General features: G+C 43.3%; 15 protein-coding genes. 7 read left to right on the forward strand and 8 right to left on the reverse strand.

What is annotated here, in order from left to right:
* Positions 1-194, reverse strand: a 194-nt coding sequence (locus A3756_RS27010; RefSeq protein ID WP_197481095.1) for a hypothetical protein, incomplete at its 3' end; no start/stop codon positions are given.
* 519 nt (positions 195-713) lie between these two features.
* Here A3756_RS27010 and A3756_RS01560 point away from each other — a divergent pair.
* The 6 genes from A3756_RS01560 to A3756_RS01585 all read left to right on the forward strand — a co-directional run bounded on the left by A3756_RS01560 (position 714) and on the right by A3756_RS01585 (position 8,450).
* Complete coding sequence (locus tag A3756_RS01560; RefSeq protein WP_068509069.1) at positions 714-2,498, forward strand: extracellular solute-binding protein; 1,785 nt, start codon at positions 714-716, stop codon at positions 2,496-2,498.
* A complete protein-coding gene (locus A3756_RS01565) occupies positions 2,498-3,601 on the forward strand; it encodes a microcin C ABC transporter permease YejB (RefSeq protein ID WP_068509072.1) in 1,104 nt (367 codons plus the stop codon). Before A3756_RS01560 ends, A3756_RS01565 begins: the two co-directional genes overlap by 1 nt.
* Before the next feature lie 2 nt (positions 3,602-3,603).
* A complete protein-coding gene (locus tag A3756_RS01570) occupies positions 3,604-4,638 on the forward strand; it encodes an ABC transporter permease (RefSeq protein WP_068509074.1) in 1,035 nt (344 codons plus the stop codon).
* Between the two features lie 26 nt (positions 4,639-4,664).
* A complete protein-coding gene (locus A3756_RS01575; RefSeq protein WP_068509076.1) occupies positions 4,665-6,272 on the forward strand; it encodes an ABC transporter ATP-binding protein in 1,608 nt (535 codons plus the stop codon).
* 101 nt (positions 6,273-6,373) lie between these two features.
* Positions 6,374-7,165, forward strand: coding sequence for an enoyl-ACP reductase (locus A3756_RS01580; protein WP_068509078.1), 792 nt, complete (start codon positions 6,374-6,376; stop codon positions 7,163-7,165).
* A gap of 145 nt (positions 7,166-7,310) precedes the next feature.
* Positions 7,311-8,450: an alpha/beta fold hydrolase gene (locus tag A3756_RS01585; RefSeq protein WP_068509080.1), complete on the forward strand. Its 1,140-nt coding sequence runs from the start codon at positions 7,311-7,313 to the stop codon at positions 8,448-8,450.
* Between the two features lie 17 nt (positions 8,451-8,467).
* Here A3756_RS01585 and A3756_RS01590 read toward each other — a convergent pair whose 3' ends face one another.
* Together A3756_RS01590 and A3756_RS01595 are read right to left on the reverse strand one after the other, a co-directional pair.
* Positions 8,468-8,848: a PilZ domain-containing protein gene (locus A3756_RS01590; protein ID WP_068509088.1), complete on the reverse strand. Its 381-nt coding sequence runs from the start codon at positions 8,846-8,848 to the stop codon at positions 8,468-8,470.
* Positions 8,849-8,862: 14 nt separating this feature from the next.
* Positions 8,863-10,656, reverse strand: coding sequence for a DUF1631 family protein (locus tag A3756_RS01595; protein ID WP_197469649.1), 1,794 nt, complete (start codon positions 10,654-10,656; stop codon positions 8,863-8,865).
* Between the two features lie 285 nt (positions 10,657-10,941).
* On the opposite strand from A3756_RS01595, the gene A3756_RS01600 reads away from it, so the two are divergent.
* A complete protein-coding gene (locus A3756_RS01600) occupies positions 10,942-12,006 on the forward strand; it encodes a 3-deoxy-7-phosphoheptulonate synthase (protein WP_068509085.1) in 1,065 nt (354 codons plus the stop codon).
* A gap of 73 nt (positions 12,007-12,079) precedes the next feature.
* Here A3756_RS01600 and cysG read toward each other — a convergent pair whose 3' ends face one another.
* The 5 genes from cysG to A3756_RS01620 form a co-directional block, all read right to left on the reverse strand.
* Positions 12,080-13,480 (reverse strand): siroheme synthase CysG, encoded by a 1,401-nt coding sequence (gene cysG / locus A3756_RS01605; protein WP_068552761.1) that lies wholly within the window; start codon positions 13,478-13,480, stop codon positions 12,080-12,082.
* A 31-nt stretch (positions 13,481-13,511) separates the two neighbouring features.
* Entirely contained in the window at positions 13,512-14,786 is a 1,275-nt protein-coding gene (gene serS, locus A3756_RS01610) for a serine--tRNA ligase (RefSeq protein WP_068515108.1), read from the reverse strand.
* Positions 14,787-14,848: 62 nt separating this feature from the next.
* Complete coding sequence (gene crcB, locus A3756_RS01615) at positions 14,849-15,217, reverse strand: fluoride efflux transporter CrcB (RefSeq protein ID WP_068515105.1); 369 nt, start codon at positions 15,215-15,217, stop codon at positions 14,849-14,851.
* Between the two features lie 85 nt (positions 15,218-15,302).
* On the reverse strand, positions 15,303-15,479 hold the full coding sequence (locus A3756_RS29140) for a PCP reductase family protein (RefSeq protein ID WP_082865032.1): 177 nt from the start codon (positions 15,477-15,479) through the stop codon (positions 15,303-15,305).
* Positions 15,480-15,514: 35 nt separating this feature from the next.
* Positions 15,515-16,148 (reverse strand): L-serine ammonia-lyase, iron-sulfur-dependent, subunit beta (locus A3756_RS01620; protein WP_197481096.1); only part of this gene is annotated, 634 nt, incomplete at its 5' end.

A 16,148-nucleotide genomic window follows, 5' to 3' on the forward strand; every position in this document is an offset into this window, starting at 1 on the left:
TTCTCTGCTTTAGCTTTCTCTGCTTTAGCTTTCTCTGCTTTAGCTTTCTCTGCTTTAGCTTTCTCTGCTTTAGCTTTCTCTTCTGTTAAAGGCTTTTCCTCTTCCTCCTCCTCTTCCTCTTCCTCTTCATTAATAGGATTATCTAATTTTATCAGAACTTTATGCTGCTTTTCTTCCTCTTCATCTTTATCCACCTGAGCAAGCATAACCACGCCGATTATAATCGCATGCAGCAAAAAACTAAGGCCAACAAATAAGGCGTAGCGATCTAAGTAGCGTCTTGGTAACATCAGTATTGCAACAACTCTTAATAGGCATTAAGCCTTTTATAACGATGAATTCAGGCCTTCAAGCAACGAAAGCTCTTATTATGTCTAATGTAATTCCCTTTAAAAAACCATCCCCAAAGGCCAAGCATAAAGGCAAAACTTTATGCAAAAGCGGCTTTCATAAGTGGAAGGTTATAAGCAACTCAAAGTTCGACGTTAAACAGGGCAAGCTTGTAACGGTGTCAAAATGCCAGCGTTGCGGCCTTGTAAAAAACGAACTTAAATAACAGTTTTGCCTAACTAAATATTTCGTAAGCCTTTAAGGTGATAAAAGCTATAGACGAGTCTATCATTTAACTTTACGATCTTTCATCCTGTAATTTGCACTAAAGTGTGCATTGAGACTAGATTTTTCAACTACATTTACAATAAGCAAAATAAGCCATGCATTTTAAATTCGCTTTGTTTTTTACTCTCATCTTTCAAACTTTCACTATTGCTGCAAATCCTCAGCACGGTATTGCAATGCATGGTTCGTTAAAATACGACCCGTCTTTTGAGCATTTTGACTACGTCAACCCTGTTGCAAACCAGGGTGGCACATTAAAACTAGGCGTTGTCGGTGATAACTTCGACAGTTTCAACCCTTATATTATTAAAGGCGTTTCTGCCGCGGGTGTTCGCTACTTGTATGAAAGTCTCACAAAGCATGCGAGTGATGAAGCTTTCAGCGAATATGGACTAATTGCCGAAACAATCGAGACGCCTGATGACCGTTCATCAGTTACATTCAAGCTAAACCCTAATGCCAAGTTTTCTGATGGCAGCCCCATAACAGCAGACGACGTAAAGTTCAGTTTCGAAACACTAACGAAGCATGAAAAAGCACAACCATTCTATGCAGCTTACTATGCCGATGTAAAAAACGTTGAGGTTCGCTCAGATTCAGTCATTCATTTTGAGTTTGCTACCAATCAAAATAAAGAACTCCCGCTCATCATTGGTCAACTCCCGATTTTTTCCAAAAACTATTGGAGTAAACACGATTTCGGTAAATCGTCGCTAAATATTCCTGTCGGCAACGGCCCTTACATGATCGACAGCTTTGACCCTGGTCGCTCGGTCACACTGAAGAAAAACCCAAACTACTGGGCAAAAGATCTTGCGGTTAACAAGGGTATGTATAATTTCGATAAAATCGTATACGAATATTACAAAGATAACACTGTTGCATTGGAGGCTTTCAAAGCTGGCGAGTTTGATTTCCGCATTGAGAACACTGCACGCAACTGGGCTAACGCCTACGTCGGCCCAAAGTTTGATAACGGCGAACTGATCAAAGAAGAAGTTAAGCACGAGCGCCCAGCCGGTCTTCAGGCTTTTGTTATCAATACACGTAGAGAACTTTTCAAGGATAGCCGTGTCAGACAGGCGCTCGCCTATGCATTTGACTTTGAATGGACCAACCAGAATTTGTTTAATGGGCAATATGCACGCAGTAATAGTTATTTTGAGAACTCTGAACTCGCTTCGCGGGGCTTGCCGACTGGTGAAGAGCTAAGCACCCTTGAAGCCTTTAGAGACCAACTTCCATCATCTGTTTTTACAAGTGAATACCGTTCACCTAGCACAGAAAAACCTGCAAGCTTGCGAAAAAATTTAAGGAAAGCCATCAAGTTACTGAAAGAAGCAGGCTGGTCTGTGAAGGATGGCAAGCTGACAAATAAGCAGAGCGGAAAGCCCTTTTCATTCGAGTTTTTATTATTCCAGAAAGACTTTGAGCGTGTAGTACAACCCTTTATTAAAAATCTTGAAAAACTTGGAATTGAAGCCGGTATCCGCGTCGTAGATACTACCCAGTATATAAATCGCCGCCGCTCTTTTGACTTCGATGTGATGGTTGGTGGTTTTGGTCAGTCAAATTCACCAGGTAACGAGCAAAGAGAATACTGGCATTCATCAAAAGCCAATACGCAGGGTTCTAGAAACATTGCCGGAATACAAGACCCTGTCGTGGATAAGCTTGTTGATCTTGTCATCAGTGCGCCAGACAGAAAGTCTTTAGTTAATCGAACTCGTGCTCTCGACAGAGTTCTACTACACGGGCACTACGTAATACCTAACTGGTATAACCCGGTTGAGCGTATCGCTTACACTAAGAGCCTTGCGAGACCTGAAATTTCCCCCAAATCCGGAGTAGCGATCGATACGTGGTGGTTCCGTAAGTAATGAGCGCCTACATTCTTCGCAGACTTCTTCTTATGATACCGACACTACTCGGTATCATGCTCTTAAACTTCATTATCGTGCAAGCAGCACCCGGCGGCCCCGTTGAGCGAATGCTCGCACAGATTCAGGGAATGGGTTCAGACGTTCAAAGCCGTTTAGGCGGCGGTAGCGGAGAGCTATCTACCAACACCTCAAGTTCTAGCAGCTCTGGCAGCTCCTCTAAATACCATGGTGCTCAAGGCCTTGACCCTGAGCTTATTGAGCGCATTGAAAAGATGTATGGCTTCGATAAGCCAGCTTATGAGCGCTTCTTTATTATGATCAAAAACTATGCTGTTTTTGACTTTGGCGAAAGCTTTTTCCGCGACAAAAGTGTACTCGACTTAGTCCTTGAAAAAATGCCGGTATCAATTTCTCTTGGTCTTTGGTCAACACTGATCATCTACCTTATATCGATCCCGCTCGGCATCAAAAAAGCGATCAAAGACGGCTCCAAGTTCGACCTTTGGACCAGTAGTGTCATTATTGTTGGTTACGCAATTCCTGGCTTCTTATTCGGCGTTATCCTAATAGTTCTCTTTGCTGGTGGAACATACTGGGACTGGTTCCCTTTACGCGGTCTTACCTCGCCAGACTTTGACACCATGACGACAAGCGAGCAAATTCTGGATTATGCTTGGCACCTAGTACTGCCAGTTACCGCTATCGTTATAGGTGGCTTTGCAACTCTAACAATGCTTACCAAGAACTCCTTCATGGATGAGATCAACAAGCAGTATGTTACGACTGCCAGAGCTAAGGGGCTCACAGACAAAAGCATTTTATATGGACATGTATTTAGAAATGCCATGCTGATAGTTATTGCAGGAATGCCTAGCGCCTTGATCGGTATATTCTTCACAGGCTCGATGTTGATAGAGGTAATTTTTTCGCTTGACGGCCTTGGACTGCTTGGTTTCGAAGCTGTACTCAACCGCGATTATCCGGTTATGTTTGGAACGCTTTACGTATTTACCCTGGTTGGTCTAATTCTAAAACTCATTAGCGACCTGACATACGTCTTTATTGACCCGCGAATTGACTTTGCAAGCAGGGAGCAATAGTGATGTTGATTAATACTAGCTCGTGGTCACCCCTGAATCGCCGACGCCTTGCTAACTTCAAGGCCAATAAACGCGGATATTACTCTTTAATCTTATTCTCGATTTTATTTTTTGCTTCACTGTTTGCCGAAATCATTGCAAATGACAAGCCTCTTTTGGTGTCCTATCAGGGTGAACTTTATACGCCATTCTTAAATAGTTACCCAGAAACCGCATTCGGAGGAGACTTTGAGACCGAAGCCGACTATCGTGACGAATACGTTTCTGAGCTGATTAATGAAGAAGGCTGGATGTTATGGCCTCTTATACAATACAGCTACGACACCATTAACTATCAACTTCCTGTACCCGCCCCAAGCCCTCCTTCAAGTGAAAACTTACTTGGGACCGACGATCAGGCTCGTGATGTTGTCGCAAGATTGATTTACGGTTTTAGAATATCAGTACTCTTTGGTTTAGCACTCACATTATTTAGCTCTGTTGTTGGTGTGGTAGTTGGCGCTATACAAGGCTTTTATGGCGGCCGCATCGACCTTTATGGCCAACGTTTTATAGAAATCTGGTCTGGGCTACCCGTTCTATTTCTGCTGATAATCATGAGTAGTATTATTACGCCTAACTTCTGGTGGCTACTTGGTATTATGCTGTTATTCAGCTGGATGGGGCTAGTTGACGTTGTACGCGCAGAGTTCTTGCGCGCTAGAAACCTAGAATACGTACGCGCAGCCCGTGCACTAGGCTTGGACAATAGAGGAATTATGTTTAGACACATGCTTCCTAATGCTATGGTCGCGACACTTACTTTCATGCCTTTCATTCTCACGGGTTCAATTACTACCCTGACCTCTCTCGACTTTCTTGGCTTTGGGCTTCCACCAGGATCACCCTCACTAGGTGAACTGATTTCACAAGGCAAAACAAATTTACACGCACCCTGGCTCGGCGCATCGGCATTTATTGTTCTTGCACTAATGCTGTCTCTACTTGTATTTATTGGCGAAGCCGTACGCGACGCATTCGACCCAAAAAAGATATAAGCACGCACTCAAGGTAATTAGTTTTTATGACAAACGATAACGATGCTCAAATATCTATCAGAGACCTTCGTGTTTGCTTTCAACAAGGAGAGCAAGAAATAGAGGCAGTTAAAGGTATCAGTTTTGATATTCACGCGGGAAAGACAATCGCAATTGTTGGCGAAAGCGGTTCTGGAAAATCAGTAACTGCCCAGGCGATTCTCGGCTTACATCCAAGAAATAAAACGTCTTACCCGAGTGGCGAAATCCTTTTTCAAAACAAAGACCTTTTAAAAGCAAGCGAGACTGAATTAAGAAGTGTGCGTGGCGGTAAAATTGGCATGATCTTTCAGGAGCCAATGACGTCACTTAATCCGCTACATACGATTGAGAAACAAATTGCCGAATCAATACAGTTACACAGCGCTCATTCAACTCGAGCCGCTCGTAAGCGTGTTATCGAATTACTAGATCTAGTTGGTATTCCTGAGCCTGAGTCTCGCCTGGGATCCTATCCTCACCAACTATCAGGCGGACAAAAGCAGCGCGTAATGATCGCTATGGCGCTAGCCAACGAACCAGACATACTCATCGCAGATGAGCCAACAACAGCGTTGGATGTAACCGTACAAAAGCAGGTACTTGAGTTAATCCGGGGGTTACAAAAAAAGTTTGGAATGTCCGTCATTCTTATTTCCCACGACCTGAGCATCGTACGCCATTATGCAGACGAAGTGGTAGTGATGCACCATGGAAAACTCATCGAATCTGGATATTGCGAAGATATCTTCGCTACTCCAAAGCAAGAGTATACGAAGCTACTTATTAACTCTGACCCTAGCGGCTCACCTAAGAAAATCCCGAACGACGCTAAAACAATTTTAGAAAGTAAGGACATCAACGTATGGTTTCCTACTAAGAAAAGTTTCTGGGGCAAGCCTCTTGAGTTCTTAAAGGCAACTAAAGACATCTCAATAAAACTAAAAGCAGGCGAAACTCTTGGTATCGTCGGCGAAAGCGGCAGCGGAAAAACCACCCTCGGCCTCGCTTTACTTAGACTTCAGCAATGTGAAGGTGAGATATTCTTTGAAGGTAAGCCCACTCACAATCTTGACCAACAAGCATTCCGCCCCTTCCGAAAAGAAATGCAAATTGTCTTTCAGGACCCCTATGGCAGCCTCAGTCCTCGCATGTCAATTATGCAAATCATTAACGAGGGCTTAGAAATACATAACATTGGAACTCCTGACGAACGAGAACAAATAATCATTAAAGTGCTCGAAGAGGTCGAACTCGACCCGGGCATGCGCCATCGTTATCCACACGAGTTTTCCGGTGGACAAAGGCAACGAATTGCAATTGCACGAGCGCTCGTCCTTAAGCCCAAGCTAATAATACTCGACGAGCCAACATCTGCTTTAGATCGTACTGTCCAAAACCAAGTGATAGATTTGCTGAGACACCTTCAGGAAAAGTACCAAATCGCCTACTTATTCATTAGTCACGACCTCGCAGTCGTACGAGCATTAAGTCACAGAGTATTAGTTATGCGCCATGGAGACGTTATCGAAGAAAACGACTGTGAAACTCTTTTTGACGCACCTCAACATGACTATACAAAAAACTTATTAGATGCGGCCTATTTTTATTCATAAAAATATCTCAGCAAGTGGTATATTCTTAACATCAGCATAGATTAATTGCGAGCTACCTTCTCGCTTAGACAGCACTTTCAATTGGTTCCAGGTAATAGATTATGGGTTTCTTAGCAGGTAAAAAAGTTCTTATAGTTGGCATTGCAAGCAAGCTATCGATTGCAACCGGTATCGCTAATGCCTTTCACCGAGAAGGCGCAGAAATAGCGTTAACCTATCAAAACGAGAAGTTGAAAAAGCGAGTTGAAGGGTTTGGTGAAGCATGGGGATCAAAGCTAATTCTACCCTGCGATGTTGCCGACGACGAGCAAATTTCTCAGGTCTTCGAAGAGATTGCTAAGGTGTGGGATGGCATTGATATAATCGTGCATTCCGTAGGCTACGCTCCCGCCCACGAACTAAACGGTGATTATGTTGATGTAACCACCCGTGAAGGTTTTCAAATCGCTCATGATATTAGCTCTTATAGCTTTGTTGCTTTGGCGAAAGCAAGCCGTGAGTTAATGAAAGGGCGAAATGGGTCATTACTAACCCTAACCTACTTAGGCTCAGAAAGAACCTTGCCAAACTACAACGTAATGGGCTTGGCAAAGGCCAGTCTTGAAGCAAACGTTCGTTATATGGCCGGTAGCCTTGGGCCTGAAGGAACGCGTGTTAACGCCATATCAGCTGGCCCCATTCGTACATTGGCTGCATCCGGCATTAAGAACTTCCGAAAAATGCTATCTGAAAATGAACAGCAAACACCACTTAGACGTAACGTGACTATTGACGAAGTTGGCAATGCTGCTGCTTTTTTATGCTCAGATCTAGCTAGCGGAATTAGCGGAGAAGTATTATTTGTTGATGGTGGCTTTAATACTAGCGGCATGCGTTCACTAGAAGAAAGCTAAACCGCTTAGATAACTGCTATTTTAAGGACTACGTCACTGAAAACGGTAAGCACATACTGGTAGTCTATGCAGTCCTTGAGAAGTGCTTTTGTACATGCCTTGTACATCTTTGTGCGACGTTTAATTTTTGTGATGGATACGTATAGTGGAACGTCTTTTTTACCGCATTAGGCTTGCTTTTGTCCTATTGACATTTACCTTCGCCCTAAGTCTAGGCGGCTGCGCAAACATCAAGCAGGCGTCTCAATCTTCGACCTCCTTGTCTAATTTTCTTGGCTTTTCCGAGCTACCTGACTGGTACATTACGAGCAAGTATAGTTATAGTGACTCCCAGTGGATCGAAAACGACTTTAATACAAAAATCCATTATCGCGACGTAGGCGAAGGCCCTGTAATACTTCTACTTCACAGCGAACTTTCCTCACTTCATGCTTGGGAGGATTGGATCGACATTCTGAGTAATGACTTTAGATTGATCGCAATAGACCTGCCAGGATCAGGGCTTACTGGCGCACCACACTGTGTTTCTGATAGTACAGACACTTGCGCCGAAAATTTATCGAGCGATTACATTGTCCACACACTTGAATACTTTATTGAAGATCTTGGCATAAATAAATTTTCGCTTATTGGCAGTTCCTACTCCGGTTATTTGGCCGCACAGTACGCGGGTCTGCAGCACCCCGAAAAATTGGATAAGCTTGTACTAATTAGCCCTAAAGGATTCCAACAAGAGTTACCATGGATACTTAACTATGCCACAACGTCTGGCATGGATATATTCAGCAAATACATACAACCCTCAGGCGTTATCACTGAAATTGTTCAAGACTTTTATGGTCTGGAAAAACCATCGCGCGCCGTAACCGAGAGGTATCTGCACCTTGCCCAAACTGAAGGTACCCACGCGACCAACATCAAACAGCTGAAACTTGTCCGTGCTTTAATGGAGCATGGCATGCTGCTCGATCTCAGCGAAATTGAAGTTCCTTCGCTTATCATGTGGGGTCAGTCCGATAAGTGGGGAGACCCTAGCCATGCGCAACGCTGGCATAAGGCGCTGCCTAACTCAACCTTGGTCACCTATCCAAACTACGGCCACGCGCTAATGGAAGAAGGTAAAGAACTAACGGCTGCTGATGCTGCGGCATTCATTAACGAAGAACCTGTACCAAGCCTTAATAACGGTGTAGGCAATGGCCTATCAATCGAAGACCACTTGAACGAATTTGACAAAGACTCACTGTTTGGCACAGAGCTTGAAGAAATGGAAGACGCGGAGTAGTTCAAAAGCCTTACGTATTAGTTAAGGTATTTTGACATCAGAAACTTCCAATCTACTATTTCAGTCCCATCGGAATCGTAAAGTAGTAAGCCGGTTAGATAATCAGACTTATATGGTTTTACCCATCTCACTTCTGCGGTTAACCTGAAGTTTTTATTTTGTTCTGGCAGATCAATTATAAGACTGTGAATAGCGCCTTGCGTTAGAGGTTCATCGACATAGGCTTGAAGGCCATTCGCGGACAAATCAACACATTCACATTGTACAACGTGAGCAGGTCTATCATCCCCAGGTTCACGTGACACTGTTTCAATATAAATATCTGCATCAACGTTCAAACGCGCTTCTACTCGCTTCTCATCAATATCAAAGTACTTTTTTAAGTCTTCATCATTCATGCTAGTAACCATTTTTATTTTGCCATACGCAATCGGCTTACAACCCTTTGCAAGCTGTCTTCAAATTCTGCTCCGTCGCTCAAAAATTCCATTTTGTTTGTCACAACAAGGTCCACAAGGTCAACTTCTTTATATTCCTTTTTCTTAATCCCGAGCTTATCAACAAAAATGAATTTACTACTCGCAGCAATCTTCACTACTAGCTTATAGCGCTCCGCTTGGTCACCAATCGTAAGTGAGACCCAAGCACCTATAGTCAATTTCTGTACTTTCGCTAGTGCTGATACTTCAAGTTGGGCTTTTTTCTTATCTTCGCGCCTTTTAAGTAGTTCTTTAGTACGTTCGGCAATTTCCTGCGCTCTCTTTTCTGCCTCTTCTTCGGCAAGTCGTTTTTCTTCGAGCAGTCTCTCTGCTTCTTCTTTCGCTTTCTCGGCGGCAGCGATTCTGGCTTTCTGCTGTGAATCAGCTACTCGCATCAGCCCCTTAACACAAGCATTAAACACAACAGAGAATGACTCCCCTTGCTTGTAAGGTTTAATCTCACCTTGATTGAGCAAGTGGTCTAACTCCTGACGGGTATATATGCCCGTTTTCATCCCCAAATAATTACCAAACAAAAACAAGCCAGCATAGTCAAAGCGGTTCAATAATATCATTGAAGGTGAACTAGCTTGGTCTGTACCCATTACAAACCAGTCACTTTCTTCAAGATTGAGTTTTTCTACCGAATCATTTTGAGGTACGGAGCTATCACCAACCTCATCTTTATATAATATTCTTGAGATATCGAAATGACTAAATTGTTCATTAAGTGTTATATCAGTCGGTACTGAAGTATAGGGAACAAAAGAATCGCAGAACTCTTGTTTAAGCAATGAAACCATACTTTCTTCTAAGGCATTGAATATGCTTTCGTCGTAAGCAATATTCGATCTATCAAGAACCTTCTTGAGATCGTCAACCAAGCTATCAGCTAACTGAAATAAAGCCTTGCCCTGCTGGCAAAAGGCCTTCATCAAAGACTGGGTCAATTTGTCGATTTCGGCATCCAGACGCACATGAAGACCGTCTTCGCATACCAAATGTACAGCCACACTGTTAAGCCAATAAGAATCCAGAAAGCACTGTAAACTCTCGGGAAGTTTTTTACGTGCAAAAACCGAATCAATGTAGCTTTGTGCACACCAAAAGCTGAAACGTTTCCAGCATAATTGAGACTCTGACTCGATTAGACGCTGAGTAACCTTTGTAAACTTTGAGCGTTGCTTATCTTGGAAGTCTTTCCACTTAAGTTCAGCATCCTCAATCAGCTCCAGGTTTGAATGGAGATTTGCTATTACTTGAGTGCTGACGTCATTCAATTGTTCAAGAAGTAAGTGCTTGGAACGCTCGGGGACGGCGCTCCAGCCAATACAGTCTGTAGCTATCAGTTCAAGCAAGCCAATGACAGAAGCAAGTATTTTCTTTTGGTCAACCCCTTCTTGCTGAAAAACTTTTTTTTGCTCTAGAAAAATGATCGTAAATAATGAAAAGCGCCAGACAGATAAAATGTTCGCAATTTCATGGGGGAAGCAATTCTTGCGGAGCCAAACGTCGAAGCAACGGTCCAAGATAAAAGCAATATTATTAACGCCACTTTTCTGTGCGCCTTCATAATGCTTCTTTAGATGATCTAACAAGCTCACTTCGTACTGACCTACTTCTAAGACAAAGTGCTGTCGAACACCCTCTAAATCTAGAGTTTTGTCGGTACTAGTGCCAAAATCCTGTAGATACTTAAGCTCAGGCACACGTAGCTTTTGACACAAAGCCCTCACAAAACTCAAGTCATTACTAAGGCGGCTCACGAAGAAATTACTGCATTAATTTTTTCCATACGCTTCATTATAGTTATCTATATTCAATACGCTGTAAAAAAATACATTTTTAGTTGCTCTACATCATTGCAATCCATCCCTGTATCCAGCAACATTACTTTTAATTTTTACAGTTCCGTCTATCGTTAGAAAAACAACCTTGGATAGCAGGTTTATTCTTGCACTAGAATTCACGAATCAAGCAGCCTAATAGTTTTTGGGATAAGTTGAGAGAAAATGAGCAACAAATTAGATAACGTAAATATCGCTTCTCACGAAGTGTTAATCACACCCGAGCAGTTAAAGAAAGAGATTCCACTTACAGAAAAAGCAATCGAATCTGTGACAAATGGGCGTCAGACAATTAACGATATTCTTGACCGAAAGGATCATCGAATTTTTGTCGTCATTGGCCCTTGCTCAATTCATGACGTTGATGCTGCTAAGGAATACGCAAAAAAGCTGAAAGCTTTGTCCGACAAAGTATCTGACTCCCTGTACATCGTGATGCGTGTCTATTTTGAAAAACCTCGAACAACTGTTGGATGGAAAGGTCTTATCAATGACCCTCACCTAAATGATTCATTTGAAGTTGAAGAAGGCCTGCATATTGGCCGCCAACTACTAATAGACATTTGCGATATGGGCCTACCTACCGCTACCGAAGCACTTGATCCAATCTCACCACAATACTTGCAAGATACAATTTCCTGGTCTGCTATTGGTGCGCGTACCACAGAGTCCCAAACACACCGCGAAATGAGTAGCGGTTTGTCAGTTGCAATCGGCTTTAAGAATGGCACAGACGGCGGCCTTGGCGTTGCGATGAATGCACTTAAATCTGCATCACACCCTCATAGCTTTTTAGGGATTAATCGCGAAGGACAAGTATCGGTAGTTCGCACTAAAGGCAACCCATATTCTCACGTTGTCTTGCGTGGTGGTGGCGGTAAACCTAATTATGACTCAGTTAACGTTGCACTATGCGAGCAGGAACTTGAGAAAGCAAAACTTAGTAAGAACATAATGATTGATTGCAGCCACGCAAACTCAAACAAAGATGCTAACCTGCAGCCACTGGTTATGCAGGACGTTTGCAATCAGATCATCGACGGCAACAAATCTATCGTTGGCATTATGGTTGAGAGCAATCTTAAGTTTGGTAACCAATCGATTCCTGAAGATTTATCTCAGCTTGAGTACGGCGTATCAGTTACCGATGCTTGTATCGACTGGGAGACAACTGAAAAATCGTTACTGGAAATGCACGAGAAACTAAAAGACGTGCTACCTAAGCGATAAACAGTTCAAACGATTTAAAGTAATAAAAAAGCCGCTCAATCTGAGCGGCTTTTTTATTGATAAGCACAAATGGTCACTCCAACCATTTCAGCTTATCGCGCAAGCTAACAACATCGCCAATAATAATTAAAGTCGGAGCGGCAACCTTTTGGTTCTTGATAATATCCACAATAGTTGACAGCGTTCCTTCATAAACCTTTTGATGCCTTGTTGTCCCTTTGGAAACCAGAGCTATAGGCTTATCAGTACGCATCCCATTCTCAATCAGAGATGAACAGATGGTTGCAAGCCCCGTTAAGCCCATATAAAAAACCAGGGTCTGATTCTCCTGAACTAATTCATGCCAGGGAAGATCACAAGTATCGTTCTTTAAGTGGCCAGTAACAAAACGTACCGATTGAGAATAGTCGCGATGAGTTAAAGGTATGCCTGAATAAGCGGAACAGCCCGATGCAGCAGTAATTCCTGGCACAACCTGGAAACTCACTCCCTCTTCTGCCAGCGTTTCTATTTCTTCGCCACCACGACCAAATATAAATGGGTCGCCGCCTTTCAAACGCAGTACTCTCTTACCCTGCTTTGCGTACTTAACAAGCAATTCGTTAATCGACTCTTGTGGGACAAGGTGATTTGAACGCTCCTTTCCAACATTAATACGCTCCGCATCATGCCTGACAAGCTCTAATATTGGTTCAGATACCAAACGATCGTACAAAACGATATCTGCCTGGCGAATCAAGCGCAAAGCCTTGAACGTTAATAAGTCGGGATCTCCGGGCCCTGCGCCGACCAAGTAAACCTCACCGTCATTACTTGGCGCAGTAGAAGAAAGATCTTCAATGGCAGACTCTAATAGGTCAACAGCGTCTTCTTCCTTTCCTGAAAAAACCAACTCAGAGAACTTACCTTCCAAGTGTTTTTCCCAAAAGCGCCTTCTCGCATTAATACCATCAACACCCTCACGTACCTGCTGCCGGTACTTTTTAGCGATCATCGCCATACGGCCAAAAGCATGTGGAAGGTTTGCCTCTAAACGACTACGAACCAAACGCGTTAAAATAGGCAATTCACCACTACTAGATACCGCGGCAATAACAGGTGAGCGGTCAATAATAGAAGGAAATACGAAATCACTAATATCTACTCGATTAACGACGTTAATCGGGATATTTCTCTGCTTAGCAGTCTTTGCTATAGCTTCATTAACAACCTTATCTTCAGACGCTGCGACAGCTAAGCTGATACGCCCCCAGACCAAATCATTATTAGGGCTCTCTGCAGTCAGCGAAACACGCTCTATGTCATTAGTTTCGACCAATATTTTTAAGCCTTGATCGGTCAGAGTGTCTGTAGCCAAGCGTACTTTGCACTTGGTTTTAAGTAATACTTCTATTTTACGTGCAGCAGCTGCGGAGTCTCCGACCACAAGGACACGACTACCTTTTAAACTAAAAAAAAGTGGTAAAAAATCCATCGTGACTCCTCAGTTACAGACCGTTGATAAACTAAGCAATGACTTCAAGTCCGCCCATATAAGGAACAAGCACTTCAGGAACTTTAATCGAACCATCTTCTTGCTGATAGTTCTCCATCACCGCAATCATCGTACGACCGACCGCTAGACCAGAACCATTTAAAGTATGAACAAGTTGTGGTTTTTTCATTTCAGGAGAGCGGTATCGAGCCTGCATACGACGAGCCTGAAAATCCTTTGTATTACTGCAAGAGGAAATCTCACGATAGGCTTTCTGTCCGGGCAGCCAAACTTCAAGATCGTAGGTCTTCACAGCAGAAAAGCCCAGGTCACCACCACACAACAATACTTTTCGGTACGGCAAACCCAGCTTTTGTAAAATACCTTCAGCATGTCCCGTCAAGGCCTCTAGTGCTTGGGCTGAATCTTCCGGCTTAACGATCTGAACCATCTCAACCTTGTCGAATTGATGCTGACGAATCATACCGCGCACATCACGACCATAGGATCCAGCCTCACTTCTAAAACATGGTGTATGGCAAACAAGTTTGATAGGCAGCTTGGCCGAGTCGATAATCTCATCGCGAACAATATTGGTTGCAGGAACCTCTGCCGTCGGGATTAAGTAAAACTCTCTGTCTGCATGCAATTTAAATAAATCTTCTTCAAACTTCGGTAACTGACCAGTTCCGAACAATGAGTCACTATTAACAACGTAAGGAAGGTAGACTTCTTCATAACCATTTTCAGCTGAATGCGTATCAAGCATGAACTGCGCTAAAGCACGATGAAGCTTGGCTAACTGTCCGCGCATCACCACAAAACGTGAACCGGTCAATTTACTTGCAGTTTCAAAGTCTAATTGTTTATTGATGTCACCTAAAGCTACGTGATCTTTAACCTCGAAATCAAATTTTCCAGGCTCACCCCACTTTAATACTTCGACGTTATCATCTTCAGAATTACCTTCAGGCACTTCAGAGTCTGGTATATTAGGCATGCCTGCAAGCAAATCGTTTAACTGATCCTGCACTTCACTTAATTCCGCCTTTGCAGATTCTAAAGAAGCACCAATTGTATCCATTTCGGCAATTAGTGGCGCAATATCTTCTCCGGCCGCTTTGGCTTTACCAATCGATTTTGAGCGAGTGTTGCGTTCATTTTGAAGCTCTTCAGTCTTTGACTGTATTTGCTTACGCGACTCTTCTAGGGATGAAAACAAGTCTGTATCAAACTTATACTTCTTTATTGCCAGCTTTTCAGCGATTTCATTGGTTTCGGTGCGGACGAGTTTTGGATCTAACATAAATAAAATTCTTGCGTTAATGTTTAGTCGTTAAATTAGTAATGTTTTGGTATTTAATATTCTTAGAGGCTAGCGCGCGAGATCAGCACCCCGGCAAATAGCGCGACAATGCAAATCAGTGTTGTACCTATAATATAAAATGCAGCAATTAATATTTCGCCACGATCCAGCAATTGCCAGGCCTCAAGCGAAAAAGTAGAGAACGTCGTAAACGCGCCAAGAAACCCGGTCATAACGAAAGGCTTCATGTCAGCAGGAACGATACTTTTCTCAACGATATATACATAGGCAAAGCCCATCAATAATGAGCCTAGAATGTTCGCGGTCATAGTACCCCAAGGGAATGCTCGAGAGCCTACAAGGGAAACGAGCCCATAACGCGCAAGCGCGCCCAGGGCGCCAGCAACGGCGATCAGTAACAAGTGATTCATTAGAGATTTGAGGTTCCTTTATAACACTCGCAGAGTTTACCGCGAAAAGACGATAAAACACACCGAAAAAACGAATATTCCCACTCTAACCGGGCATTTCTTTTCGTTTAATTTCAATTAGCAAGCCCTCATTTATCTCTGTTAAATTACGAGCCCTGGCAACTTTTTCTACGCGGGATTTTACAAATGGCCTAATGAAAAAAGGGACCTTCTTCAAGCGTGCCTTTGCGCAACTGCGCCAAACGATTGCGCTTTCTGTCATCCTTTATCTCCCATACCTAATTTATTCAGATAATGTTAACAGTCTACCCACCTGACTGCTAACCCTCCCTGAGAGGTTTCCTTGAACTCTTCTGACATTGCCTCACCAGTTTGCTTCATCGCCGCAATACAATTATCCAAGGTAATTAAATGGCTACCGTTACCGTGCATCGCAAGTGACGCAGCCGCATAGGCTTTGATGGCACCAAATCCGTTCCGCTCTATACAAGGTACTTGAACAAGACCTTTTACCGGATCGCAAGTCATACCTAAATGGTGTTCTAGGGCAATCTCTGCTGCATTTTCTATTTGCCAAATAGTCCCCCCCATGACAGCACAGCAAGCAGCTGCCGCCATCGCTGAGGCAGAACCGATTTCCCCTTGGCAACCGACCTCAGCCCCCGATATAGAGCCAGTATCTTTAATTATCGCGCCGATGACTGTCGCAGTTAGCAGAAACTCTCGTGACTTAGATTCTGAAATCTCTTCATGCTTGGTTAGATAATAAAGCAATGCTGGGACTACACCCGCCGCACCGTTTGTTGGCGCGGTTACGACTGCTTGTCCCGCAGCATTCTCTTCATTGACCGCCATTGCGTATGCACAAAGCCAATCATTGACACTAGCATTACTGGGATTCGCGCTAAGATCGGAATATAACTTGTTTGCA

Source organism: Oleiphilus sp. HI0086, assembly GCF_001635225.1.

What these genes read in the sequence shown, in the direction of transcription:
- A3756_RS01560 (WP_068509069.1), top strand. Translation starts at nt 714, where the DNA reads ATGCATTTTAAATTCGCTTTGTTTTTTACTCTCATCTTTCAAACTTTC.
- A3756_RS01565 (WP_068509072.1), top strand. Translation starts at nt 2,498, where the DNA reads ATGAGCGCCTACATTCTTCGCAGACTTCTTCTTATGATACCGACACTA.
- A3756_RS01570 (WP_068509074.1), top strand. Translation starts at nt 3,604, where the DNA reads ATGTTGATTAATACTAGCTCGTGGTCACCCCTGAATCGCCGACGCCTT.
- A3756_RS01575 (WP_068509076.1), top strand. Translation starts at nt 4,665, where the DNA reads ATGACAAACGATAACGATGCTCAAATATCTATCAGAGACCTTCGTGTT.
- A3756_RS01580 (WP_068509078.1), top strand. Translation starts at nt 6,374, where the DNA reads ATGGGTTTCTTAGCAGGTAAAAAAGTTCTTATAGTTGGCATTGCAAGC.
- A3756_RS01590 (WP_068509088.1), bottom strand. Translation starts at nt 8,848, where the DNA reads ATGAATGATGAAGACTTAAAAAAGTACTTTGATATTGATGAGAAGCGA.
- A3756_RS01600 (WP_068509085.1), top strand. Translation starts at nt 10,942, where the DNA reads ATGAGCAACAAATTAGATAACGTAAATATCGCTTCTCACGAAGTGTTA.
- cysG (WP_068552761.1), bottom strand. Translation starts at nt 13,480, where the DNA reads ATGGATTTTTTACCACTTTTTTTTAGTTTAAAAGGTAGTCGTGTCCTT.
- serS (WP_068515108.1), bottom strand. Translation starts at nt 14,786, where the DNA reads ATGTTAGATCCAAAACTCGTCCGCACCGAAACCAATGAAATCGCTGAA.
- crcB (WP_068515105.1), bottom strand. Translation starts at nt 15,217, where the DNA reads ATGAATCACTTGTTACTGATCGCCGTTGCTGGCGCCCTGGGCGCGCTT.
- A3756_RS29140 (WP_082865032.1), bottom strand. Translation starts at nt 15,479, where the DNA reads ATGACAGAAAGCGCAATCGTTTGGCGCAGTTGCGCAAAGGCACGCTTG.